Origin of the sequence: Bradyrhizobium sp. BWC-3-1 (assembly GCF_032917965.1) — a bacterium.
In the GTDB taxonomy this organism is placed as follows: Bacteria; Pseudomonadota; Alphaproteobacteria; order Rhizobiales; family Xanthobacteraceae; genus Bradyrhizobium; species Bradyrhizobium canariense_D.
The window spans coordinates 5,030,642-5,055,402 of record NZ_CP136625.1; the positions used below are offsets into that span (position 1 = coordinate 5,030,642).

Annotated in this window: 22 protein-coding genes and 2 pseudogenes; 11 read left to right on the top strand and 13 right to left on the bottom strand. The window is 63.9% G+C overall.

Annotated elements, in window-relative coordinates; genetic code table 11:
* Window positions 1–80: 80 nt before the first annotated feature.
* Window positions 81–323 (bottom strand): annotated as a pseudogene (locus RX329_RS24480) (caspase family protein); the annotation flags it as partial.
* 114 nt (window positions 324–437) lie between these two features.
* Here RX329_RS24480 and RX329_RS24485 point away from each other — a divergent pair.
* Window positions 438–1,472 carry an IS110 family transposase gene (locus RX329_RS24485; protein WP_247287488.1) on the top strand — a complete coding sequence of 345 codons (1,035 nt, stop codon included), beginning with the start codon at window positions 438–440 and terminating at the stop codon, window positions 1,470–1,472.
* 252 nt (window positions 1,473–1,724) lie between these two features.
* On the opposite strand, the pseudogene RX329_RS24490 reads toward RX329_RS24485, so the two are convergent.
* Window positions 1,725–3,005 (bottom strand): annotated as a pseudogene (locus RX329_RS24490) (caspase domain-containing protein); the annotation flags it as partial.
* Window positions 3,006–3,216: 211 nt separating this feature from the next.
* On the opposite strand from RX329_RS24490, the gene RX329_RS24495 reads away from it, so the two are divergent.
* The 4 genes from RX329_RS24495 (at window position 3,217) to fabA (ending at window position 7,896) form a co-directional block, all read left to right on the top strand.
* On the top strand, window positions 3,217–4,182 hold the full coding sequence (locus RX329_RS24495; protein ID WP_085353493.1) for a helix-turn-helix transcriptional regulator: 966 nt from the start codon (window positions 3,217–3,219) through the stop codon (window positions 4,180–4,182).
* 272 nt (window positions 4,183–4,454) lie between these two features.
* Complete coding sequence (locus RX329_RS24500; RefSeq protein WP_085353494.1) at window positions 4,455–6,026, top strand: DEAD/DEAH box helicase; 1,572 nt, start codon at window positions 4,455–4,457, stop codon at window positions 6,024–6,026.
* Window positions 6,027–6,192: 166 nt separating this feature from the next.
* Window positions 6,193–7,260, top strand: coding sequence for a GGDEF domain-containing protein (locus tag RX329_RS24505; RefSeq protein ID WP_085353495.1), 1,068 nt, complete (start codon window positions 6,193–6,195; stop codon window positions 7,258–7,260).
* A 105-nt stretch (window positions 7,261–7,365) separates the two neighbouring features.
* Complete coding sequence (fabA, locus tag RX329_RS24510; protein ID WP_085353496.1) at window positions 7,366–7,896, top strand: bifunctional 3-hydroxydecanoyl-ACP dehydratase/trans-2-decenoyl-ACP isomerase; 531 nt, start codon at window positions 7,366–7,368, stop codon at window positions 7,894–7,896.
* 60 nt (window positions 7,897–7,956) lie between these two features.
* Here fabA and RX329_RS24515 read toward each other — a convergent pair whose 3' ends face one another.
* The 8 genes from RX329_RS24515 to RX329_RS24550 form a co-directional block, all read right to left on the bottom strand.
* Window positions 7,957–8,397 (bottom strand): TfoX/Sxy family protein, encoded by a 441-nt coding sequence (locus tag RX329_RS24515; protein WP_018454449.1) that lies wholly within the window; start codon window positions 8,395–8,397, stop codon window positions 7,957–7,959.
* A gap of 181 nt (window positions 8,398–8,578) precedes the next feature.
* Window positions 8,579–8,989 (bottom strand): HesB/IscA family protein, encoded by a 411-nt coding sequence (locus RX329_RS24520; RefSeq protein ID WP_007609828.1) that lies wholly within the window; start codon window positions 8,987–8,989, stop codon window positions 8,579–8,581.
* A 74-nt stretch (window positions 8,990–9,063) separates the two neighbouring features.
* Entirely contained in the window at window positions 9,064–9,435 is a 372-nt protein-coding gene (locus RX329_RS24525; RefSeq protein ID WP_085353497.1) for an SUF system Fe-S cluster assembly protein, read from the bottom strand.
* Window positions 9,432–10,679, bottom strand: a complete 1,248-nt coding sequence (locus tag RX329_RS24530; RefSeq protein WP_018454451.1) for a cysteine desulfurase — start codon at window positions 10,677–10,679, stop codon at window positions 9,432–9,434. The genes RX329_RS24525 and RX329_RS24530 overlap by 4 nt, the downstream gene beginning before the upstream one ends.
* A complete protein-coding gene (gene sufD, locus RX329_RS24535; protein ID WP_085358772.1) occupies window positions 10,676–11,980 on the bottom strand; it encodes a Fe-S cluster assembly protein SufD in 1,305 nt (434 codons plus the stop codon). The genes RX329_RS24530 and sufD overlap by 4 nt, the downstream gene beginning before the upstream one ends.
* Window positions 11,981–11,991: 11 nt before the next feature.
* On the bottom strand, window positions 11,992–12,744 hold the full coding sequence (gene sufC / locus RX329_RS24540) for a Fe-S cluster assembly ATPase SufC (protein ID WP_007609807.1): 753 nt from the start codon (window positions 12,742–12,744) through the stop codon (window positions 11,992–11,994).
* A 62-nt stretch (window positions 12,745–12,806) separates the two neighbouring features.
* Window positions 12,807–14,303, bottom strand: a complete 1,497-nt coding sequence (gene sufB, locus RX329_RS24545) for a Fe-S cluster assembly protein SufB (protein ID WP_007609805.1) — start codon at window positions 14,301–14,303, stop codon at window positions 12,807–12,809.
* Between the two features lie 116 nt (window positions 14,304–14,419).
* Window positions 14,420–15,559, bottom strand: a complete 1,140-nt coding sequence (locus RX329_RS24550) for a cysteine desulfurase family protein (RefSeq protein WP_085358774.1) — start codon at window positions 15,557–15,559, stop codon at window positions 14,420–14,422.
* A gap of 344 nt (window positions 15,560–15,903) precedes the next feature.
* Between RX329_RS24550 and RX329_RS24555 the strand changes: the two genes are divergently transcribed.
* Window positions 15,904–16,551: an alpha/beta hydrolase gene (locus RX329_RS24555; protein ID WP_007591562.1), complete on the top strand. Its 648-nt coding sequence runs from the start codon at window positions 15,904–15,906 to the stop codon at window positions 16,549–16,551.
* Between the two features lie 7 nt (window positions 16,552–16,558).
* Window positions 16,559–17,071 (top strand): DUF1697 domain-containing protein, encoded by a 513-nt coding sequence (locus RX329_RS24560; protein WP_085358775.1) that lies wholly within the window; start codon window positions 16,559–16,561, stop codon window positions 17,069–17,071.
* Here RX329_RS24560 and RX329_RS24565 read toward each other — a convergent pair.
* The 3 genes from RX329_RS24565 to RX329_RS24575 form a co-directional block, all read right to left on the bottom strand.
* Window positions 17,068–17,391, bottom strand: coding sequence for a DMT family transporter (locus RX329_RS24565; protein ID WP_039799056.1), 324 nt, complete (start codon window positions 17,389–17,391; stop codon window positions 17,068–17,070). The two genes, RX329_RS24560 and RX329_RS24565, sit on opposite strands and share 4 nt — an antisense overlap.
* A 10-nt stretch (window positions 17,392–17,401) precedes the next feature.
* Window positions 17,402–18,079, bottom strand: coding sequence for a glutathione S-transferase family protein (locus tag RX329_RS24570; RefSeq protein WP_018454457.1), 678 nt, complete (start codon window positions 18,077–18,079; stop codon window positions 17,402–17,404).
* A gap of 98 nt (window positions 18,080–18,177) precedes the next feature.
* A complete protein-coding gene (locus RX329_RS24575; protein WP_018454458.1) occupies window positions 18,178–19,281 on the bottom strand; it encodes an anhydro-N-acetylmuramic acid kinase in 1,104 nt (367 codons plus the stop codon).
* Between the two features lie 164 nt (window positions 19,282–19,445).
* Here RX329_RS24575 and tyrS point away from each other — a divergent pair, with 164 nt between their 5' ends.
* The 4 genes from tyrS to RX329_RS24595 all read left to right on the top strand — a co-directional run bounded on the left by tyrS (window position 19,446) and on the right by RX329_RS24595 (window position 24,730).
* Window positions 19,446–20,699 (top strand): tyrosine--tRNA ligase, encoded by a 1,254-nt coding sequence (gene tyrS, locus RX329_RS24580; RefSeq protein ID WP_085358777.1) that lies wholly within the window; start codon window positions 19,446–19,448, stop codon window positions 20,697–20,699.
* Between the two features lie 57 nt (window positions 20,700–20,756).
* Window positions 20,757–22,028: an MFS transporter gene (locus RX329_RS24585; protein ID WP_085353503.1), complete on the top strand. Its 1,272-nt coding sequence runs from the start codon at window positions 20,757–20,759 to the stop codon at window positions 22,026–22,028.
* A 219-nt stretch (window positions 22,029–22,247) separates the two neighbouring features.
* Complete coding sequence (locus RX329_RS24590; protein WP_018454461.1) at window positions 22,248–22,652, top strand: DoxX family protein; 405 nt, start codon at window positions 22,248–22,250, stop codon at window positions 22,650–22,652.
* 383 nt (window positions 22,653–23,035) lie between these two features.
* Window positions 23,036–24,730, top strand: a complete 1,695-nt coding sequence (locus tag RX329_RS24595; protein WP_018454462.1) for a methyl-accepting chemotaxis protein — start codon at window positions 23,036–23,038, stop codon at window positions 24,728–24,730.
* Window positions 24,731–24,761: the final 31 nt, after the last annotated feature.

Below are 24,761 nucleotides of genomic sequence, written 5' to 3' on the forward strand. Positions count from 1 at the left end.
CGCTGACCCCGTCCTTGATCGAGGCCCTCAAACGCTTCATCCGGAAGCGCCGCGAATAGCTAAGCGGCCTGCTCGACACCTCAGTTGTTGCTGCGGTTCGCGCTGCGGAAGCTCTTGATCTCCGACACGCTGCCGTCGCGATAGGTCAGCTCCACCGAGATGAACTGCGTTGCCGGCGCGAGCTTCATGGAGAGCGGCATGCCGGCGCTGATCGCACTGGGATCGCGCATGTCGCAGCGCGGCATCTTCAACACCTGGTTCGGAACGGCGGTATCGATGCCGATGCGCACCTCGCGGATGGCGCAGCGGTAGGACACTAGATGCCGTAATGGGCCCTGCTCCGAGGAAGGGGTCATGATGGTGGCTGTCCCCCGATAGATGATGAGACGGGGTCACGACTTGAGTCGGCCCCAAGCATCTAGAGACGGAGGACAGCCGTGGAGAACTATGCCGGAATCGACGTGTCATTGGAACTGTCGAGCGTGTGCGTTGTGGATGCCCAGGGTAAGATCCTGAGAGAGGCGAAGGTCGCAAGCGAACCCGACGCCTTAGTTGAGTTTTTTGAGACGCTCGGCTTTGCAGTGGAGCGGATCGGGCTGGAGGCTGGGCCGCTATCCCAATGGCTGCATGCGGGGCTGAGAAAAGCAGGATTCGAAACGGTTCTGCTGGAAACACGGCACGTAAAGGCCGCATTATCGGCGATGACGGTAAAGACTGATCGCAAGGATGCCCGCGGGATAGCCCAGTTGATCCGGATGGGCTGGTTCCAGCCGGTGCACGCAAAGTCGGTCGGTGCGCAGGAGATCCGGGCACTCCTGATCGCGCGCAAACAGCTTCTCGGGCGACTTATCGATGTGGAATTAAGTATCCGAGGGATTTTGCGTGGCTTCGGGCTGAAGGTTGGCCCGGTGACGCGGAGGAATTTCGAAGCGCGGATCCGAGAGTTGGTTACTGGTCAGGCGACATTAGAGCGCATTGCCGGTGCGATGCTTTCGGCGCGATCTGCCTTGAAGGCAGAGTACGGAAGGCTGCACAAGGCTGTGCTGGCAACTGTGCGTGACGATGCGGTCTGTCGCCGGCTTATGACCGTGCCGGGGGTTGGTCCCTTGGTGGCCATCACCTACAAATCGGCGATTGATGACCCTCATCGCATCGCGAAATCGAAGGCGGCAGGTGCGCTGTTCGGGCTCACGCCAAAGAAGTACCAATCGGGAGAAAAGGACGTCACGGGCGGAATCACGCTGGCCGGTGACGAGATGGTGCGCACGGTATTGTATGAAGCCGCCAACGTTTTGCTATCGCGCATCACGCGGTTCTCAAAACTTAAGCGCTGGGGGATGGACGTCGCCAAGCGGCGAGGCTCGAAGCGCGCAAAAGTTGCCTTGGCACGTAAGCTTGCAGTGATCCTGCATCGGATCTGGGTCGACGGCACAACTTACCGATGGGCTGAAACGGGCCCGATCGCAGCATAGAGCACGAGGAGAAGAGCCGGAATGCAACCGGGCTGAACAGAAGCCCAGTGCCCGAAGTCCCGTCGCCGGGACGGTGGATGCGGTGAAGCCGTTACACGCCCAGTGGCCGTCGTCCGACGAACCACGCGTATCTAGATAGGCTCACCGCTCCCTCTGACAGCATGATGTGGCGGCCAGGCGTTGACCACGGACAGAAGCATGAGCTCGGCGGCGCGACGTTCACCGGGAGGCTTGACATCATCGGGCCCATTACAGAAGGTGCGTGTAGTAGACCAGCAGCCCGTTGAACTCGCGGAATGACAGCCAGCTCGTCGCGGTCATGTCCAGGATCTTGCGCTGGTCACGGATCAGCGCGGCTTCGGGATCGAACCTGATCGGGAACGGCCCCTGCATGTCACCGGATTGGTCGACATAGCGAACCTCGATGGTGCCGGCCTGCGCGTCCGGCGGCAATTCGATCGACGGGTTCGGCATCCTCTTGCGCGTGCGCGGGTCGAGCGTATCGATGAAGCCGGTTTCGCGGAAGTCGCCGTTGCCGGCCATGCGCCAGGAAACGCCGAGGGTCGGATCGGCAAAGGAGAACACCACGCTCCAGCCGCCATTGTGACGCGAGAAGCTCGCGATCGGCGCGTTGGTGGTCTCCTCCTTCGGCACGCGCGGCACCGACACCGGTGGCAGCGCCGCGAGCTTCTGCGCCGGCGGATCGGCCGGGCGCGCGGCGGCATCCTTGGCGATGCCGCTGAGGAAGACGTCATCGACCATCTGATCGAAATAGACCGGCACCTGCCTGTGCTTGACAGTGTCGGCCATCTCGCTCACGAGACGGCGCGTACGCTGCGCCACTTGCACCAGGTTCTCGCCGGGCTGGAGCAGTTCCTTGGCGAAGGTGCGCGTGAATACCGAATTGGGATTGGCGTCGTCATTGGAGAGGCGGTCGAGCGCGGTCTGGCGCGGGCCCGCCGAGAAGACCGAGAACACGCCTTCGGGCAGCTGCACCATCGGGGCAAGCCCGCCGCCACCGGAGACGGCGCGGGTACCCTTGCGCTCGAACGGGTTGTTGCGGCAGGCGTCGAACACCAGGATCGAGGTCCGCGCCTTCTTGTTCTGGAGGCGCTCGACGATGCGATCGGCCAGGATGGAGGCGTCACGCACCAGTTCTTCCTGCCCTTCCGTCGCCGCGGGCACGTCCGTCGGCAGCAGATAGTTCTGGCCTGCGATCTCGAAGCCGTGGCCGGCATAGAAGAAGAACGCGGTGTCGCCGGGCTCGATCGTCCGATCGAACGCGAGCAGCGTCTCCGAAAATTGCTGCCGGCTCTGGTTTTCGGCGAGCATCACGGAGAATCCGAGCTGCTTCAGCGTATCGCCCATGGTGCGGGCGTCGTTGACCGCCTTGAGCAGCTTCGGAACGTTCCTGTAGTCGTTGTTGCCGACGACGAGCGCAACGCGCTTCTCGGCACAGGCGGGAAGCGCGAAACCGCTGAGGCCGGCCGCAAGGCCAAGCGCTGCCAGTACTCTGAGAAGCCGACGCGTCATCGAAAATCCCTCAAGAACGGCCCCACGCCGGTTCCCTCGAACAGCGGTTCATGGGAACCGCGCCTTTGATGTGATAGTCGGCCCAGCCACATCGCTGGTTCAACCGCCCTGAGGACTCAGGTCTGTTGTCCAGCCTATGGTAGATGCCACCGGAATTTGCTTTTTCTCGGTCAATTCTTGTGGGCAATTCCGCTGGAAGCGAGGGGCCGCCGTGTATCGCTGGTGCACCGACGAGGTCGAGCCGCACGACCGCTTCGACTTTTGGCGCGAGGTGCGCGCCAAGGGCCTGTTCGGCGTCACCGTCGAACTCGAGCCCGAACGCCGCGCGAACTTCTTCGGCGAATTCTCGCTGCGCCGGCTTGGCGGAGCCGGCCTCGTCGAGCTGAAGGCCTCCCATTACACGGTCGAGCGCAGCGTGACCGACATCGCTCACGCGCCGGGCGACAGCCTCTGCGTCTATCAGCAGCTCGGCAGCGGCGCGTGGTTCGGCGGCATGCGCGGCAGCGACTTCACGATCGCCAATGGCAGCTTCGCCACCAGCCATACCGACCAGACCTATCGCGCCACGCCGCTGGGCACGGGCGGCTTCCACCTGCGGATCCTGAAGATTCCCGTGAGCGGCCTCTCCATGCAGGACAAGCGCATGCGCGAGCTTGCGCCCCGGACGTTCGACGATCCCGGCTTGAAGCCCCTGCTCGACGCCTGCTTCGCCGATCTCGGTACGGTTGCCGCGGGTGATGACGGCGCCGCCGATGCCGCTTCGCTCGTCGAGGCTTTAGCCCATCTGGCGCTGATCGAGCGCGGCATGCTGCGGGCCGGCAGCCGCCTCGGGCAGGCCGCGCTGCGGACCGCCCGGCTCTCGCAGGCGCGGCGCCTGATCGCGCGGCACCTGCAAGACCCAAATCTGGCGCCGGCCATGGTGGCCGACCTGCTCGGTGTCTCCGTGCGTCACCTGCACATGCTGTTCGAAAGCGCGGCAAGGAGTTTTTCGCAAACCGTGACGGACGAACGCCTGAACCAGAGCCGCCGCTTGATGCGCGAAGCCCCGGACCGGTTGATTGCCGACATCGCGACCTCCTGCGGCTTCGAGAGCGTCGCGACCTATTACCGGGTCTTCAACGCCGCCTACGGGATCGCGCCCGGCGACTTCCGCGCGCAGGGGCCGGAGGGGCGCTAGCCGACGTTTGGGCGGAAAACCGCAGCCGCTCCCACTATTTGGGCGAAAACCTCAGGTTTTTTAGGGCCTTCCCGCGCCCGCTCCATTGACTTTGGCCGATTCCCCCCTATGTTCCGTGGCGACGCGGCTCAGATCGAAGAGCGATTCCTGAGTTTGGCGCTTTGTTCGCGTGAGTCAGCACCCCCAGCTTCTTTGAGAGCGCGCCGTTTTGGGGTGGAACGCGACAGCCTTATTACCCTCGATTCCGAACGGCGGTTTCGACCAGAGGCTCAATGTCTTTTACCCATCTCGGACTATCCGAAAAAGTCCTCGCTGCAGTGGCGGCCACCGGTTACACCACCCCCACCCCCATTCAGGAACAGGCGATCCCTCACGTCCTCGCTCGCAAGGACGTGCTCGGCATCGCCCAGACCGGCACCGGCAAGACCGCGGCCTTCGTGCTGCCGATGCTCACCATTCTCGAAAAGGGCCGCGCCCGGGCGCGCATGCCGCGCACCCTGATCCTTGAGCCAACCCGCGAACTCGCGGCGCAGGTGAAGGAAAACTTCGACCGCTACGGCGCGGGCCAGAAACTCAACGTCGCCCTCCTGATCGGCGGCGTTTCCTTCGGCGACCAGGATGCCAAGCTAACGCGCGGCGTCGACGTGCTGATCGCCACTCCCGGCCGCCTGCTCGACCACACGGAGCGCGGCGGCCTGCTGCTCACCGGCGTCGAGCTGCTCGTCATCGACGAAGCCGACCGCATGCTGGACATGGGCTTCATTCCCGACATCGAGCGCGTCTGCAAGCTCGTCCCGTTCACGCGGCAGACCCTGTTCTTCACCGCGACCATGCCGCCGGAGATCCGGCGCATCACCGAAACCTTCCTGCACAATCCGCAGAAGATCGAGGTATCGAAGCCCGCCACCACCGCTGTCACCGTTACGCAGTGTCAGGTCCCGGCCGGGCGCGAGGCGCACGAGAAGCGCGAGCTGCTTCGCCGATTGCTGCGCGAGGCGAAGGATCTCCAGAACGCGATCATCTTCTGCAATCGCAAGCGCGAGGTCGCCGTCGTTCACAAATCGCTGCAAAAGCACGGCTTCAGCGTCGGCGCGCTGCACGGCGACATGGACCAGTCGGCCCGCACGGCGGCACTCGAGCAGTTCCGCAAGGGCGAGCTGCCCCTCCTGGTCGCATCCGACGTCGCCGCCCGCGGCCTCGACATCCCCGAGGTCAGCCACGTCTTCAATTTCGACGTTCCCCACCATCCCGACGATTATGTCCACCGCGTCGGCCGCACCGGTCGCGCAGGGCGGTCCGGCATGGCGATCTCGCTCGTCACGCCGCTCGACCAGAAGTCGATGGTGGCGATCGAGAAGCTGATCGGCCAGAGCATTCCACGCGCGGAGGGCGATTTCGAAGTCCGCACCGATGCTTCCGACGCGAGCGAGCGTCCGCGCGAGCAGCGCGGCCGTGAACGTTCACGCGGCGGACGCGGCAAGCCGCAGCGCGGCCGCGATCGTGAGCGCAGCCACGAGCCGCGCGAACCGCGTGGCGAGGCACAGCCTTCGGCCGAAGCACGGTCCGCTCCCGAGACAGGGCCCGCTTCCGAAGCAAGGCCCGCGCGCGAGGCAAGGCCTCCGCGTGAAGCCAGACCTTCGCGTGAAGCCAGGCCGCCGCGCGAAGCCAAGCCATCATCCGAGCCGCGTGACGGTGCGCGCCAGCAGCAGGCCAATCCGTCGCATGTGCCGTCGATCGGCCGTCCCGAGCCGCGCCGCCAACGCGAAGCCGACAGCGAGCCGGGTGACCACTCGCATCTGCCGGCCTTTCTGCTGCGTCCAGTTCGCTCCCCCGCCGGCGCCTGAAGCACGATGCGCGCCCGGCTTTGGTTGAAACCAAGCCGGCGCGCACTTTTTCGGATGCATTCGTGGACGTATATTTACGGGGCGTTCACGATCGTCCGTTAGCCTACGAACATAATTTAAGTATTGCTGCGGTCGTCGGCGCGCCGGTCGCTGTGGGGTATGTTCCGTGGTCAAGGTGCTCGACGAACACGAACGCACGATGGCGTTCGCCCAGGTAGCGCTCGGTCAGATCCGATCGCTACGGCAGACGGCAATTCCCCGCAATTACGAGATCTGGTACGTCTACGCCACCGGCTACAACGCCCCGCTCAACAAGATCATCAACGAGACGCTGGCGCGAAGCGGCAAGCTGACCGAAGCCGATCTCGATCAGATCTACGAGACCTACCTCTCCCACATCAAGACCACCGAGCGCATCGACAAGGTCGGCGCGCGCGTCATCGGCGAGATCGACGACGTCATAAAGGTTCTCGGCGACGCGCTCGCGATGACCGGCTCCTACGATGCGAGCCTGTCAGACGCGACCAAAAAGCTGTCATCGGCCGAAAGCCGCGAGCAGATCAAGTCGATCATCGAGACGCTGCTGCATTCGACCAGCGAGATGCGCGAGACCAACAAGGCGCTGGAAGACCGGCTGACGCTCTCGAGGAGCGAGATCAGCAACCTCCAGCAGAGCCTGGAGGCGATCCGCGCCGAGAGCCTGACCGATCCGCTGACGGGGCTCGGCAACCGCAAATATTTCGATCGCATGATCGACATGGCCGTGCAAGGCGCGCTCGCCTCCGGCGAGCCGCTGTCGCTGCTGCTGGTCGACATCGATCATTTCAAGTCGTTCAACGATTCCTACGGCCATCTCACCGGCGACCAGGTGCTGCGGCTGGTCGGCCTGTCGCTGAAGCAGACCATCAAGGGCCAGGACATCACCGCCCGCTATGGCGGCGAGGAATTCGCGGTCGTGCTGCCCAACACCGCGCTGCGCCAGGCCCTCACGGTGGCCGATCACATCCGCCGCGCGGTGATGGCGAAGGAACTAAAGAAGAAGTCCACCGGCGAAATCCTTGGCCGGGTCACCATCTCCGTCGGCGTCTCCATGCTCAAGCAGGGTGACGACACCGATGCGCTGATCGAACGCGCGGATGCCTGCCTCTACGCCGCCAAACGCAACGGCCGCAACCGCGTGATCTGCGAGGCCGATCCGGAATTCACGGTCGAGACCCATAACCGGGTGGCGTGACGCCGAAGCCGCGCACCGCCAGCGCTTGACATTCTGACCCGACGAACGACATCTCCCTCGCCGTCTTGAGGCGTCCGACTGCGAAGATCCGGAGGACTTGTCGTCTTGCCCAATCCGCATGATTTTCACTCACCGCAACCGTCCTACACCAGGGACGAGCTGCTGAGATCGAGCGAGGGCGGCTATTTCGGGCCGGGCAATGCGCAATTGCCAGCGCCGCCGATGCTGATGATGGATCGCATCACGGAGATCAGCCTGGATGGCGGCGAGTTCGGCAAGGGCCATATCGTCGGCGAACTCGACATCGCGCCGGGCCATTGGTTCTTCGATTGCCACTATCACGGCGATGCCACGATGCCAGCGTCTCTGGGTTTGGATGCCATGTGGCAGATGGTCGGCTACTGGCTGGGATGGTCGGGCTCGCCGGGCAAGGGCCGCGCCATCGGCGTCGGCGAAGTCGCGTGCACGGGCGAGGTCACACCGAACGCGCAACGCGTGCGCTACGAGGTCTCCATGAGGATGGTCCGGCGCGGCAAGCTGGTGCTCGGAATTGCCGACGGTCGCGTGCTGGCCGACGGCGTCTGCGTCTTCACCGCCAGGGACATGCGGGTTGGTCTGACCAAGGCCGTGGAGTGAAGTCCCATCGGGTGGGCAAAGGCGCTCAGCGCCATGCCCATCATCTCCCACACCAGCACCTCAGCGGAGGGCACGCTTCGCTTTGCCCGCCCTGCGCACTGTTTTCTTCTTGGTCGGCCGCTTCGTTGCAACGGGCTTCTTCGCAACCTTCTTCGCCGCCTTCTTCACCTTGGGCGGCTTCTTCACCTTGGCGCGCTGGGCAGCAGCAAGCGCGGCCCTCGCCCATTGCGCGAGTTCCGCGGAATCGTCGAACAGGCGGGCCGGCAGCTCCCAATAGGAGTTCACCACCACGGTCTTGGCGCGGGTCGAGTATTGGAACGGCTTCGAGCCTTCCGCCTCAAAATCCGGGATGGTCATCTCGTCAGCGCGAAAAAATAGGCCGGCGCGCAAGGCCAGCGCGAAGTTGACGCCGTCGGCGGAGATGCCGTAGCCGGAGAACATTTTCCGGATGGCGACGGGGCCGAAATCGGCGAACAGGTCGATCAGAAATTCGCGGTCCATGGCTGAACTATTTCCGCACGGTCGTCCTGGCGAAAGCCAGGACCCATTCCACGGGAGGGAGTTTAGCGAAGACTGCCAGTCGTGCCAGCGTCGGTATTGGCACCGACGATCACCGCGAGATCACGCGGTATGGATCCTGGCCTTCGCCAGGACGACAGCGGAGCGATTTGCGAGAAACGGACTACCCGTCGATCTGCGCCGGGCGCAGCTCGACGGACTCGCCGCAGCCGCAGGCGGAAATCTGGTTGGGGTTGTTGAAGACGAACTGGGCCTGCATCTTGTCGGCCTTGTAGTCCATCTCGGTGCCGAGCAGGAACAGCACGGCCTTCGGATCGACCAGGATCTTGACGCCCTTGTCCTCGACGACCTCGTCGGTCGGGCGGACATCATGGGCGTATTCGACGGTGTAGGACTGTCCGGCACAGCCGCCGTTCTTGACGCCGACGCGCAGGCCAACGATCTCGGAATCGGCCCGCTGGGTCAGCTCGCTGATGCGCTGGGCGGCAGCGTCCGTCAGCCGCATGACCTGCGGGCGGGGCCGCCTCGGCTTTGGAGTGGATGCTGGTGTCGAGCCCGACGATATCTGTGTCATGTCAATGATGTGGTCCGTTGCCGAGCGAATTCAATGCCAAGGATCTAACAAGGATCTAAAGCCGAGGTTACGCGTCACCACATGTTGAGCACGAGGCGGGCCTCGTCGCTCATGCGTTCCGGCGTCCAGGCCGGCTCCCAGACCACCTTGACGTCGACCACGCCGACGCCGGGGACGCTGGCGACCGCGTTCTCGACCATGGTCGGCAGCTCGCCGGCGGCCGGGCAATTCGGTGTCGTCAGCGTCATTTGCACATCGACGGAACGATCGTCCTTGATCTCGACCTTGTAGATCAGGCCGAGCTCGTAGATATCAGCCGGGATTTCCGGGTCGAACACGGTCTTGAGCCCGGCGATGATCTCGGTGGTGAGACGCTCGGTCTCGTCAGGCGGCAGCGCCGACTGGGTTTCCATCGGATTGGCTTTGATTTCGGCCGTGTCACTCATGCGAACAAATCCCGCGCCTTCAACAGCGCCTGTGCCAGATGATCGACTTCTTCCCGCGTATTATACATGCCGAACGACGCCCGGCACGTGGCTGTGACGTTGAACCGCTCTAAAAGCGGCATCACGCAATGGGTGCCGGCGCGCACCGCGATGCCCTGGCGGTCGATCACGGTGGCGACGTCGTGGGCGTGCGCGCCCTTGAGTTCGAAGGAGATCACCGGGCCCTTGCCCCGCGCCGTGCCGATCAGCCGCAGCGAGTTGATCTCGCGCAGCTTATCCTGGGCGTAGGTGACGAGATCGTGCTCGTGCGCGGCGATGCGCTCCTTGCCGATCGAATTGACGTAGTCGATCGCGGCGCCGAGCCCGACGGCCTCGACGATCGCCGGCGTGCCGGCCTCGAATTTGTGCGGGGGATCGCCGTAGGTGACGATGTCGCGCGAGACCTCGCGGATCATTTCGCCGCCGCCGTTATAGGGGCGCATCGCGACCAGGTGGTCGTACTTGGCCCAGAGCACGCCGATGCCGGTCGGCCCGTAGACCTTGTGGCCGGTGAAGACATAGAAGTCGCAGCCGAGGTCCTGGACGTCGACTGGGATATGCACCGCGCCCTGGCTGCCGTCGACCAGCACGGGAATGCCGCGGGCGTGGGCGATCTTCACAACGTCCTTGACCGGGACGATGGTGCCAAGCGCGTTCGACATCTGCGTGATCGCGACCAGCTTGGTCTTCGACGTCAGCAGCTTTTCGAATTCGTCGATGAGGAAATTACCCTCGTCGTCGACCGGCGCCCATTTGATCACGGCACCATGGCGTTCCCTGAGGAAATGCCAGGGCACGATGTTGGAGTGGTGCTCCATGATCGAAATGACGATCTCGTCGCCTGCTTTGATGTTCGGCTCGCCCCAGGACGAGGCGACGAGGTTGATCGCCTCGGTCGCGTTGCGGGTGAAGATCACTTCCTCGGTCCGCGGCGCGTTGATGAACTGCGCCACCTTGGTGCGGCCGCCCTCATAGGCTTCGGTCGCGGCGTTGGCGAGATAATGCAGGCCGCGGTGCACGTTGGCATATTCGGAGGTGTAGGCCTGCGTCATGCGATCGAGCACGGCGCTCGGCTTCTGCGCAGATGCGGCGTTGTCGAGATAGACCAGCGGCTTGCCGTAGATCTGCATGGCCAGCGCCGGAAAATCCTGGCGCACGCGCGCAACGTCGTAAGAGCCGTTCTTGACTGCCGGATGCGTGCTCATTGGCGCCGCTCCAGCCAGCGCTCGGCAATGCCGATCACGTGCTCGCGCAGATCATCGTCGGCGATCTGCTCGATCGCCTCGCCGACGAAGGCCTGGATCAGCAGCGCCTGGGCCTGCTTCTCCGGCAGGCCGCGCGCCTTCAGATAGAACAGCAGACTGTCGTCCAGCGCACCGGCGGTGGCGCCGTGACCGCAGGAGACGTCGTCCGCAAAGATCTCGAGCTCGGGCTTGTTGTCGGCTTCCGCCTCATCCGAGAGCAGCAGCGCGCGGATCATCATCTTGCCGTCGGTCTTCTGCGCATCGGGACGAACGATGATGCGGCCCTGGAACACCGAATGGGCGCGATCGTCGATCACGGCGCGGAAAACTTCTCGGCTGACGCAGTTCGGCACGGCATGGTCGACCACCAGCGTGGTGTCGCCATGTTCGGTCTTCTGCAACAGGTTCACGCCGTTGACGGAGAGCTCGCTGCCCTCGCCTGCCAGCGTGATGAAGCCCTGCAGGCGGCTGACTGCCGCGCCGGTCGTCATGTTAAAGAAGTTCAGCTTTGTATTCGCGCCGACCGTGACGAACTGCGAGGTGATGTTCACAGCATCCGGCGAATCGTCCATCAGACGGATATGCGCGATGTCGGCATTATCGCCAACCGAGAGGATGACGGCATCGTTGACCTGGTAAGCCTTGGCCCCGGCCGCGACAAAGCTCTCGATGATGGTGGCACGAGCGCCCTTCCCGACCGCAACCTGCGAGCGGGTGAAAGCCGACGCGGAAGATGCAACCGCGACGTGAATGATCTGGATCGGCGCGGACAGCTGCGTGCCGTCGGCGATATCAAGCACGACACCGTCGGTCGCCATCGCCGCGTTCAGCGCGATCACCGCATCGATGGCCGCGGTCCTTAACAGACCGGAATCCTTCTCCAGCGTCTCCCGCAATGTCTTAAAGCCCGCCTCGGAGGCGAGCGCCTTGACGTCGGAGAGATCGGGAGCGAACACACCGTCGACCAGCACCAGCTTGCGGGCGCCGGCGATCGCATGTGCTTTCACCGCGTCCGCGGCGCGCTTCAACGCAGTCGCATCGGGCGCAGCCGCGAGCGGCAGTACCTCGCCGACCAGCGCGCGCAGATCGGTGTACTTCCACTCCTCGATCCGGCGGTGCGGCAGGCCGAGACGCTCATAGGTCTCGAACGCCTCGCGGCGTACCGCGATCACGGAAGGCGAACCCGGCAGCCGGCTTTCGGCGCTGGCGAAGAGATCGCTCACCGCGCGGCCGTTTCCGGTCTTTGCCACAGCAACGTTCATCTCAAAATTCCTTACGCGGCGTCCTCGAACTGGGCGTAGCCGGACGCTTCCAGCTCCAGCGCCAGTTCCTTGCCACCGCTCTTCACGACACGGCCTTTTGACATCACGTGCACGACGTCAGGCACGATATAGTTCAGCAGCCGCTGATAATGGGTGATGACGACCATCGCGCGCTTGGGCGAATGCAGCGCGTTGACGCCGTCGGCTGCAATGCGCAGCGCGTCGATGTCGAGGCCGGAATCCATCTCGTCGAGGATGCACAGGCTCGGCTCGAACAGCGCCATCTGCAGCACCTCATTGCGCTTCTTCTCGCCGCCGGAGAAGCCGACATTGACACCGCGCTTGAGCATGTCCTGCGGGATGTTCAGCGACTTCGAGACTTCGCGGACTTTCTTCAAAAAGTCGGGCGTCGAATATTCGCCCTCGCCGCGCGCCTTGCGCTGCGCGTTCAGCGCGGTGCGCAGGAAATTCATGGTGGAGACGCCGGGGATCTCGACCGGATACTGGAACGCCAGGAACACGCCCTTGGCGGCCCGTTCGTTGGGCGCCATCGCGAGCAGGTCTTCGCCCTTGAACAGGATCTCGCCGTCGGTGACCTCGTAACCAGGCTTGCCGGCGATGACGTGGGACAGCGTCGATTTGCCGGAGCCGTTCGGCCCCATGATCGCGTGGATCTCGCCCTCGTTCACGGTCAGCGTCAACCCATGGAGGATCTCACGCTCCTCGACACGAACCTTGAGGTCTTTCACTTCAAGCAAAGCCATCTTGGTGTCCAGTTTATTCAAATGATGCATAGGGCGCGCGACGCGCGCCGCGAGGGCCGGCGCTAGCCGACCGATCCTTCAAGCGAGATCGAGATCAGCTTCTGCGCTTCCACCGCGAATTCCATCGGCAGTTGCTGCAGCACGTCCTTGACGAAGCCGTTGACGACGAGGCCGACCGCCTCCTCCTGCGTGAGGCCGCGCTGGATGCAGTAGAACAGCACGTCCTCGGAGATCTTGGACGTGGTGGCCTCGTGCTCGAACGTCGCCGACGAGTTCTTGGCTTCGATGTAGGGCACGGTGTGCGCGCCGCATTTGTCGCCGATCAACAGCGAATCGCAGGCGGTGAAGTTGCGCGCGCCGGTCGCCTTGCGATGCGCCGTCACGAGGCCGCGATAGGTGTTCTGCGATCTGCCGGCGGCGATGCCCTTGGAGATGATACGGCTCGACGTGTTCTTGCCGAGATGGATCATCTTGGTGCCGCTGTCGACCTGCTGATAGCCATTCGAGATCGCGATCGAATAGAATTCACCACGCGAATTGTCGCCCCGCAGGATGCAGCTCGGATACTTCCAGGTGATCGCCGAACCTGTCTCGACCTGGGTCCAGGAGATCTTGGAATTGTTGCCGCGGCAGTCACCACGCTTGGTGACGAAATTGTAGATGCCGCCTTTGCCTTCCGAATTGCCGGGATACCAGTTCTGCACCGTCGAATATTTGATCTCGGCGTCGTCGTGCGTGACGAGTTCGACCACGGCCGCGTGCAGCTGGTTCTCGTCGCGCTGCGGCGCGGTGCAGCCCTCGAGATAAGAGACGTAGGAGCCCTTGTCGGCAATGATCAGCGTGCGCTCGAACTGGCCAGTGTTGCGCTCGTTGATGCGGAAGTAGGTGGACAGTTCCATCGGGCAGCGCACGCCCGGCGGCACGTAAACGAACGAGCCGTCCGAGAACACCGCCGAGTTCAGCGTTGCGTAGAAATTGTCCGACGTCGGCACCACCGATCCCAGATATTTCTGCACCAGCTCGGGATGCTCGCGGATCGCCTCCGAGATCGGCATGAAGATCACGCCGGCCTTCTTCAGCTCGGCCTTGAAGGTGGTCGCAACCGAGACCGAATCGAACACCGCGTCGACCGCGATCTTGCGCCTGTTGGGGTCTTCCTCGCCGGGCTTCGGCTCGACGCCTTCGAGCATGGCGACTTCCCGCAAGGGAATGCCGAGCTTCTCGTAGGTCTTCAGAATCTCGGGATCGATCTCGTCGAGCGAGGTGATCGTCTTCTTCGGCTTGGGAGCCGAATAATAATAGAGGTCCTGAAAGTCGATCTTGGGATAGTCGACGCGGGCCCAGGTCGGCTCGGTCATGGTCAGCCAGCGCCGATAGGCCTCGAGCCGCCACTGGAGCATCCAGGCGGGTTCGTTCTTCTTCTCGGAGATGAACTTGACGGTTTCTTCCGACAGCCCCTTTGGGGCCTTGTCGGACTCGATCAGGGTCTCAAACCCATAACGATACTGATCGACGTCGATGCGCTTCACGCGCTCGACCGTCTCTTGCACGGCTGGCATTCTATCCTCCGCTCGCGGTTTCAAGGACCGCGGTGGATCATCAAATTCGGACGACTATTACGATGTTTCTTGGCGGGACGCACGCGCTTAGAACCGTTCAAGCCGTGTTTCATCGCTTATCCCTTAAGTAGGGTATTACCGAGCTTTCGCCAAGCCTCTAACGCCCTGTTGATGTCATCCGGCTCCGTGGACCAGCCCAGACTGAGACGCACCGCTCCTTGGGCGACGGTGGGATCATACCCCATCGCCGACAGCACGTGGGACGGCTGTACCTTGCCCGAGGAACAGGCAGAGCCCGAGGACACCGCGACACCTTCGAGGTCGAAACCGATCACCGCGGTCTCGGCTTTCAAGCCGGGAGCCGTGAAAAGAACGGTATTTGGCAACCGCCTGGCGTCATCTGAGAAGACCGTTGCGCCGGCCATGGAGCGAATGCCATTTTCCAAGCGATCTCTGAGGGTTGCCATCCGTTCCGCATCCTCCGGCAAAGCCTGAAGGGCAGCCCGCACGGATGCCCCGAAGCCGGCAATGCCGGCGACATTCTCGGTTCCGGCGCGCCGGTTCAGCTCCTGCCCGCCGCCCCGCAGCACCGGCTCAAGTCCGGCCACGCCCTCGGCCACGACCAGCGCGCCGACCCCCTTGGGGCCGCCGATCTTGTGCGCAGAAAAGGTCGCAAGGTCCGCACCGATCACCTTGATATCGAAGGGGATTTTCCCAAGCGCCTGGATTGCGTCGACGTGCAGGAGGCCGCCGGCCCCGTGAACGATTCCCGCGGTCTCGGCGATAGGCTGCAGCGCGCCCGTCTCGTTGTTGGCCGCCATGATAGAGACCAGCGCCGGCGGGCCCTCTCTGAGCAGCGCCTTCAAATGATCGAGGTCGATCACGCCGGAGCGTGTGACCCTGATCTGACCGATCTCATCTGCCGGGAACCGGCCGCCTGCCAGTACCGAAGCATGCTCGACGGCCGAGACCAGAAGCCGCTCGACAGGCCCCCCAGACGGCCCCCGAAGCCCCGGTGAAAGCGCCAGCGCGTTGGCTTCGGTTCCCGTGGAGGTGAAGACGACGTTCCGCGGCAGCGCGCCTACTGCGGTCGCAAGGATGGCCCGCGCCCCCTCGACAAGCCGTCGCGCCTCGCGCCCCTCGGCGTGAACAGAGGACGGATTGCCGATCAGCTCGTAGGCTGCGAGCATTGCGCCTCGCGCCTCGGAGCGAAGCGGCGTGGTCGCGTTCCAGTCGAGATAAACACGGCTCGGCATGACGTATTATGTTACCATTCGGACCAGGCTGCTTCGCCCGCACTGGTACCCGACATGGACCCCCGGGCAGCGCTTGGCAATCTCGATTCCCAATCGCCTTCGCGCGATGACGGCCATGACACGCTAACGTCTTGAGCCGATTGCGGGATGTTCAAGATGCTTGCTTTTTGACCCTCGCCTCATGTTAGAACGCGCGCGTCAGTTCGCCGCGCGCCGCTCGCGCATCATCCGAGGGCGCCGCTCCACCCTTCCATTCGCGGCTTGATCGGCCCAGCAGCCGATGAAATCCGCACAATCGGTTGATTGTTGAAGAGCGTCTTCAAGGGATCAATCAAGAGATCATCATGCCTGAAGTTATTTTCACCGGCCCCGCCGGCCGTCTCGAAGGCCGCTACCATCCGGCCAAGCAGAAGAACGCGCCGATCGCGATGGTCCTGCACCCGCATCCGCAGTTCCACGGCACGATGAATCACCAGATCATCTACCAGTGCTACTATGCGTTCGCGCATCGTGGCTTCTCGGTGCTGCGATTCAATTTCCGCGGCGTCGGCCGCAGCCAGGGCTCGTTCGACCACGGCACCGGCGAATTGTCGGACGCGGCCGCGGCGCTCGACTGGGCGCAGACCATCAATCCCGAAGCGCGCGCCTGCTGGGTTGCCGGCTTCTCCTTCGGCGCCTGGATCGGCATGCAGCTGCTGATGCGCCGCCCCGAGGTCGAGGGCTTCATCTCGATCGCGCCGCCCGCCAACCTCTACGACTTCTCGTTCCTCGCACCCTGCCCGTCCTCGGGGCTGATCGTGCATGGCGAGAAGGACGCGGTGGTGCCGCCCAAGGACGTCAACACGCTGGTCGAGAAGCTGAAGACCCAGAAGGGCATCGTGATCGACCAGCAGGTCATCCCGGGCGCCAACCACTTCTTCGACGCCAAGCTCGAGCCGCTGATGGAAACCATCACCGCCTATCTCGACATGCGCCTCGCCAACGTGCGCTGAGCTTTCCGTGGGTGCGTTCATCGCATTGCTGCGTGCCGTGAATGTCGGCGGCACCGGCAAATTGCCGATGAGCGAACTCAAGGCCATGTGCGAGGAGCTCGGCTACGCCGCCGTGCGCACCTATATTGCAAGCGGCAACGTCGTCTTCACAAGCCGCAAGTCGCAATCTGCGATCAAGACCGCACTCGAAAAGCGGTTGCACGCCTATGCCGGCGCGCCGGTCGGCGTGCTCGTGCGCAGCGCCACCGAGATGGCGCAGGTCTTGGCCGATAATCCGTTTCCAAAGGCCGCCCCCAACCGTACCGTCGCGATCTTCCTCGACAAGGCGCCGCCGGCGGATGCGCTCGCCGGCATTCGCGGCCAGAACAAGGAGGAGATCCGCCTCGGCCGCCGCGAGATCTACGTGCATTACGGCGACGGCATGGGCACGTCGAAGCTGGTCATCCCCGCCGCCAAGACCGGCACCGCGCGCAACATGAAAACGATCGCGACGCTCGCGAAAATGGCCGCAGAGCTCTAGGCCAGCTTGAGCGCCGCGATCCCCGTCAGCACCAGCAGGATCCCCGCGATCTTCATTGCGCTCAGCGCCTCGCCGAACAGCACCACACCCATGACGACGGTGCCGGCGGCGCCGATGCCGGTCCAGACCGAATAGGCGACGCCGACCTCGAGCACCTTCAAAGCACGCCCGAGCAGGACAACGAAGGCTACGAGCAGCACGAGCGAAACGACGCTCCAGCCAGCGCGCGTGTAGCCTTCCGCATATTTCATCGAGATCGCCCAGCCAACATCGAGTGCGCCTGCGATCACCAGCATCAGCCAGGCCATGGATTGCGACATCGGCGTGGGCTCAGGCCGCAAGCTTGAGCAGATGCGCGTCGTGGCGCACGAGGAAGGCGCGCAGCAATTGCGGATAGTCCGCGCCCACCGCAGTACGGACGCTCGGACGCTTCGCCAGTTCGGCGCGCCATGCGCGGACCTTCGGCACATCGCGGAAAATGCCGTGGTCGGTCAGCTCGTCGAACAGATCGAAGTAGCGGAAGACGGGGGCGAATACGGCGTCGACGAGACTGAACGCTTCGCCAGCAAAATAAGGACCGGCACCGAGCGCCGCTTCGACCCGGGCGAACTTCACCATCAGCGCCTGGCGCTTGCTCTCGAACGTCGCCGCATCGGTCGTGGTCTCTAGGCCCCAGAGATCGGCGAGCACTGCTGAACCGAACTCCATCCACGCCCGGTGCTCGGCACGCTCCAAGGCATCCGCCGGATGCAGTCTCACGCCGCCTTGCGTCTCCTCGATGTACTCGCAGATCACGTTGCTCTCGAACAGCGCGACCTCGCCCTTCTCGCTCGTCACGACCAGCACCGGCACCTTGCCGAGCGGCGACAGTTTGAGAAACCAGTCGGGCTTATTGGCGAGATCGATGTCGACCCGCTCGAACGGCACGCCCTTCTCGTTGAGCGCGATCACCGCGCGCTGCACATAGGGGCAAAGCTTGTGGCTGATCAGTTTCAGTGAAGCGGTCATGGCGAGAATCCCGACGGTTAGATGCAACTGCATCAAAGATAGATGCATGTGCATCTACCTGTCAAGATCAATGCATCTGCATCATCCCGCCTATCATCTCAAGGCCGCGCGATCACCCCGCCCGTCATCGGCATCGGCACGCCCGTGGTCCCGGGATACGACAGCGGCAGGCCCTTCAGGCCGCGCGCGGCGAGGAAGCCGAAGGCCTGCGCCTCGATGGCGTCGGAGGCCCAGCCGACTGCCTCCGCGGCCTCGACAGTGGCGGACCCAACGCGCTCCCGCAGCATCTGGAGCATGGTCCGGTTGCGGGCGCCGCCGCCGCAGACGATCCAGCTCCGCGGCCTGCGTGGCAGCAGCGGGATGATGCGGGCGATGGCCGCCGCGGTGAAGGCGGTCAGGGTCGCGGCGCCGTCGGCCGGCAGGACATCGCCGAGCTTTAGTGCGGCAAAATCGTTGCGGTCGAGCGATTTCGGCGGCGGGCTTACGAAGAACGGCAGCTCCAGCGCCCGCGCGATCCAGGCTTCGTCCGCCTTGCCGAGGGCTGCGAGCTTTCCGTCCGCGTCGAACGCCTGGTTCATGGTGCGGTACATGAAATCGTCGAGCAGCGCGTTGCCGGGTCCGGTGTCGCAGGCAATCAGCGTGTCGTTGCCGTCGATATAGGTGATGTTGGAGACGCCGCCGATATTGACCACGATGATCGGCCCTTCGCGCTCCAGCGAATGGGCGAGCGCGCGGTGATAAACCGGCACAAATGGCGCGCCCTGCCCGCCGGCCTCGACGTCGGCGGCGCGAAAATCATGCATCACGGGGATATGGATCGCCCTGGCCAGCGCCGGCGCGTCGCCGATCTGCACCGTCAGCCGCTTCTCGGGGCGGTGCAGCACGGTCTGGCCGTGGAAGCCGACGATGTCGATGTCTTCCGGCTTCATCCGGTTCTGGGCGACGAAGGCGGCCACCGCCTCGGCATGCGCGAGCGTCACTGCGCGTTCGGCCTCGGCCAGAACTCCCGGCCTAGCATCGCGTTGCGCCAGGTGCACGGCCTCGCTCAGCGCCTGACGCAGCAGGTTGCGCTCCGCCGGGCTATACGGCCGGTAGCCGGACGGCCCGAATGCCTTCACCTGCTTTCCGTCGGTTTCGATCAGCGCAACATCCACCCCGTCCAGCGAGGTGCCGCTCATCAAACCGAGTGCCGTCAACATCATGGATCAGCGTCCTCAAGAGACCCTTCCGGCATGCCGATCTTGTGCCAGAGGGACACATCTTATAATGCCACAGGCCAAAGTAGCGGGCAGCAACCGAGTTCCCACGGATGACCCTTAAATTGCTCCCAAAACAGTAAACCAAGAATTGTCAGGCGCGCCGACAAATGACTGCATTCAAATCGGATTTCCTCAATACGCTGCAGGAACGTGGATTCATCCACCAATGCTCCGATTTCGAGGGGCTGGACGCCCTCGCCGCCAAGGGCGAGGCGACGGCTTATGTCGGTTACGATTGCACCGCCCGCTCGCTGCACATCGGCAACTACCTGACCATGATGATGCTGCACTGGCTGCAGCAGTCCGGCAACAAGCCGATCACGCTGATGGGCGGCGGCACAACCATGGTCGGCGATCCCTCCGGAAAGGACGAGACGCGCGCGATCCGCACCGTCGCCGAGATCGAGGCCAACAAGGAATCGATCCGCGGCGTGTTCGCAAAGGTGCTGCGCTATGGCGGGGGCAAGAGCGACGCCATCATGCTCGACAATGCCGAGTGGCTGACAAAGCTCAACTACATCGAGATGCTGCGCGACGTCGGGCGGCATTTCTCGGTCAACCGCATGCTGACGATGGACTCCGTGCGCCTGCGCCTCGAGCGCGAGCAGGAGATGAGCTTCATCGAGTTCAACTACATGATCTGCCAGGCCTACGACTTCGTCGAGCTCGCCAGGCGGACCGGCTGCAACTTGCAGATGGGCGGCTCCGACCAGTGGGGCAACATCATCATGGGCGTCGATCTCGGCCGCCGCATGGGCACGCATCAGCTGTTCGCCCTGACGACGCCGCTGCTGACGACGGCGTCGGGGGCCAAGATGGGCAAGACCGCTCAGGGCGCGGTCTGGCTCAACGCCGACCAGTTCTCGCCGTATGATTTCTGGCAGTACTGGCGCAACACCGAAGACGCCGACGTCGGCAAGTTCCTCAAGCTGTTCACGACGCTGCCAATGACCGAGATCAGGAAGCTCGAGGCGCTCGGAGGCTCCGAGATCAACGAGGCCAAGAAGGTGCTCGCCACCGAGGCGACCGCGCTCCTGCATGGCCGCGACGCAGCGAACGAGGCGGCCGAGACCGCGCGCCGCACCTTCGAGGAAGGCGCGCTGGCCGAGAGCCTGCCGACCGTGGAAATTCCGCGCGGCGAGTTCGACGCCGGCCTCGGCGTGCTCAACGCCTTCGTCAAGGCGGGCCTCGTTGCCTCCAACGGCGAAGCACGGCGCCAGATCAAGGGCGGCGGCCTGCGCGTCAATGACGAGCCCGTCACCAACGAGAAGATGGCGTTGTCGGCGGCCGACCTGACGCCGGAAGGCGTGGTCAAGCTGTCGTTCGGCAAGAAGAAGCACATCCTCCTGAGGCCTGCATAGGCGTATGAGCTTTTCGCTGCTTGTCAGGGCGCGCTGAAGCGCGCTCCCTGATCGGCAATGGACCAGAACACGCTAGAGGAACAGTCCAAGCAAGCGACCAGGGAACGCGTCACGGCGACGCCGCAGGGCGTCGTGCGCACCGCGCTGGTGGTGCTCGCGCTCTGCTTCACACTCGCCGTGCTCGGCCGCGGCCTCAGCGAAAGCTTCACCGTCTTCCTGAAGCCGATCTCGGAAAACTTTGGCTGGGATCGCGCCCAAGTGGTCTCGATCTATTCGCTGACGTGGCTCGTCAGCGGACTGACGGCGCCGTTGGTCGGGCGCCTGTTCGATCATTCCGGACCGCGCATCGTCTATGCACTGGGCCTTTTGCTGCTCGGCTCGGCCTTCCTGATCGCAAGCCACGCGCAGTCACTCTGGCAGTTCCAGCTCTCGATCGGACTCTGCGTCGGCATTGGCGTCGCCTTCATCGGCAATGTGCCGAACTCGATCCTGCTGGGCCGCTGGTTCGGCCCAAAACTCCCGACCGCGATGGCGGTGGTCTACTCGGCCATGGGTGGCGGCGTGCTGGCGCTGCTGCCGGCCTCGCAGCTTTTGATCGATCATCTGGGGTGGCGCGAAACCTACCAGCTGTTCGGCTTCGCCGCGCTCGGCCTGCTGGTGCCGCTCATGCTGCTGCCATGGCGGCTGTTCGCCTCGGGCTCGCCGCAGATCGCGAAGAAGACCGATCCGGATTTCGTCGATCACGGCTGGACCCTTCCGAGCGCGATGCGCCATCACGCCTTCTGGGCGCTGTTCTCGACATTCTTCTTCACCGCGGTCGGCATGTATGCGATCGCCGCCCAGATCGTGGCCTATTTGATCGATGCCGGCTTTCCACCGCTGCAGGCCGCCACGGCCTGGGGCTTCTCCGGCATCGTGCTGGTGTTTGGCATGCTAGGCGTGTCCGCGCTCGACGGCCTGATCGGTCGCCGGCCGTCGGTGCTGCTCAGCTACGCGATCTCGATCCTCGGCATCTTCCTGCTGTGGCTGTTGCAATACTCCGCCAATTTCCTCCTGCTCACCGGATTCGTGGTCTGCTTCGGCAGCATGATGGGCTCACGTGGACCGCTGATCACGGCGACCGCGATGAAGATCTTTGGGGGCAAGCGCGTCGGCACCATCTACGGCACCATCTCGATCGGCAGCGGGCTCGGCTCGGCTTTCGGCTCCTGGAGCGGCGGCCTGATCCATGACGCGACCCATGGCTACAACGCGCTGCTCGCCTTCGCACTCGCGAGCGTGGTGCTCGGGATGATCCCGTTCCTGGTCGTGCCCGCCTTGCGGCGGTAGGTCTCCTGAAGGTAACTTGAGCGCATTCGCGTCACCGGGAAATTACGGATGGGCACGACGCGAACAGCTACGAAGATGTGGATCGCACGCGGCTGAAAGTCCTTCCTGCGGTGTTTTGTCCGACATGACAAAAATGTCAGCGCAAATTGCCCTTGGGCGGCTTGCAGGGCGGAACTGAATGCGGTCCTAGTCGCAGCATTGGATGGAGGGCACAAACCAATGAACTTTCCCTATCTCGTTCGCTTTCAACCGGTTCTCTTGAGCCTGTTTCGCTTCATCACCGGCCTGCTGCTGTTCCAGTACGGTGTCGCCAAGCTGTTCAAGTTTCCGGTGCTTCCCTACTTCGCAAACATCCCGCCGATCATCTACGCAGCCGGTACGCTTGAGCTCGTGCTTGGCGCGTTGCTGATGATCGGCCTGTTTACCCGCCTCGCGGCATTCATCCTCTCGGGTGAGATGGCCTTCGCCTATTTCATGGGGCACATGTTCAAGGGCGAAACGCCGGTGTTCCTGCCGCTGCTCAATGGTGGCACCGCGGCGATCCTGTTCTGCTTCGCCTGCCTCTACCTCTCGGCAGCCGGCGGCGGCTCGGTCAGCGCCGATGCGGCGATGGGCAAGGACTAGCGGCGCGTTCGCGCGGCGCTGAGGCGTCAGCGATTGATTCGCGAATGAAGAGATGGCATCCGTATGTTCACGGGTGCCATCTCAGCGCGAGCCCAGCACGTTCCAGACCAGGACGAGGACCGCGACCAGCAGCATCGACATGATGAGGCGGTGAACGAATCGGTTCATTGCCGCTCCCAACGGATTAGGTCGCGACTAAAGACCCACACGATTTTTCTCCGAGTTGACGCGCCATGCGCCCGAGAAGCGCATGACGACCTGCATGTTTGCGCACGCGGCTGCGCACGCAGCTTGCGCAGCAGCCGTCGCACGCGTCCATTCATGATTGGTAAGAATTTCATGCTACCGACGCGAGCAACAATAACCATTCCGTCGAGGCCGTGATGAAGCTGCTGAGTCACCTCAAGATCCGCACCAAGCTCGCCAGCATGGTCTGTCTTTCGGCACTCACGGTCACGGCCATCATCGGGGTGTCGTCCGTGCTCAGCAAGAGCCGCATGCTGGAGGATCGCGTTCAGCAGATGCGGACCGCGGTCGACATGCTCCACAACCTCGCCCAATCACTCGAAGAGGAGGTCGGCGCCGGCAAGCTGACGCAGGCCGAAGCGAAAATCCAGTTCCATCTGCGCGGCCGCCGCATGAGCTTCAATGGCGGCCAAGGCTATCCGGTGGTCTATAACGCCGATACCTCGATCCTGATCAATGGCGCGAACCAGCAGCTCGAAGGCAAGATCACGGGCGCCAAGGACTCCAACGGTGTCCTCATCGCAGATGCGATCGTAACGGCCGGCAACCAGGCTGCTCAGGGCGGCGTAACCTCATATCTCTACCCCCGCCCCGGCCAGACGGAGCCCGTCCGCAAGACCGTTTTCGCGCGCAAATTCGCGCCCTGGAACGCGACGATCAGCTACGGCCTCTATGTCGACGACATCGACGCCGACGTGCGAGCCTTGACGCTGGAGCTGGGGGCGATTGGCATCGGCTTGATGCTGCTGATGGCGACACTGTCCTGGCTGATCGCCCGCGACGTGCTCGGCGCGCTCGATCGCCAGAAGAACCGCATGCAGGCCATTTCCGAAGGCGCCATCGACACGGCGGTCGAGGAGACCGGTCGCGGCGACGAGATCGGCCGCATGGCCGAGACCCTCGAAGTGCTCAGGCAGACCGCGCTGACGGCCCGCAAGCTGGAGGCGGAGCAGGTCGCCACCAAGACCCGCAGCGAACAGGAGAAGCGCGACGCGCTGATCTCGCTTGCCGACCGGTTCGATGCCTCCGTCGGCCAGCTCGTCGGCCTGATGGCCTCGGGCTCCGGCGAGCTGGAGGTCACCGCCAAGTCGATGTCGTCGACCGCGGAAGGCACCAACCGCCGCGCCGCCGTCGTCGGCTCGGCCGCCACCGAAGCCAGCCAGCGCGTCCAGACGGTCGCGGCCGCGGCCGAGGAGCTCTCCTCCTCCATCACCGAGATCAGCCGTCAGGTCGCGCAGTCCGCCGTGGTCACCGGCCGCGCCGTGGACAGCGCCCGCCGCACCGACACCATCGTGCGCGCCCTCTCGGACGGCGCCCAGCAGATCGAGCACGTCGCCGAGCTGATTTCCAGCATCGCGGCGCAGACCAATCTGCTCGCGCTCAATGCCACCATCGAGGCCGCACGCGCCGGTGAAGCCGGCCGCGGCTTTGCTGTCGTCGCTTCGGAGGTGAAGTCGCTGGCGAGCCAGACTGCAGAAGCCACCCGCGAGATCGGCGACAAGATCGCCCAGATCCAGGGCGCGACCAAGGAAGCGGTGGACGCCATCGGCGGCATCACCGCCACCATCGAGGAGGTCAGCCGGATCGCGACCTCGATCGGCGCCGCGATCGAGGAGCAAGGCGCCGCCACGGCCGAGATCGCCCGCAGCGTCTCCCAGACGGCCGAGGCAACCCAGGAAGTCACCACCAATATCGGGGGCGTCAGTACGGCAGCGAACGAGACCGGCAATGCCGCAGGCATGGTGCTCGCAGCAGCCTCAAACCTCTCCAAGCAGGCCGAGCAGCTCTCTGGCGAAGTCGGGACTTTCCTGGCGGGCGTGCGCGCGGCGTAAGGCGGCGCGGAAACCAAGGTGTAGCCTCGCC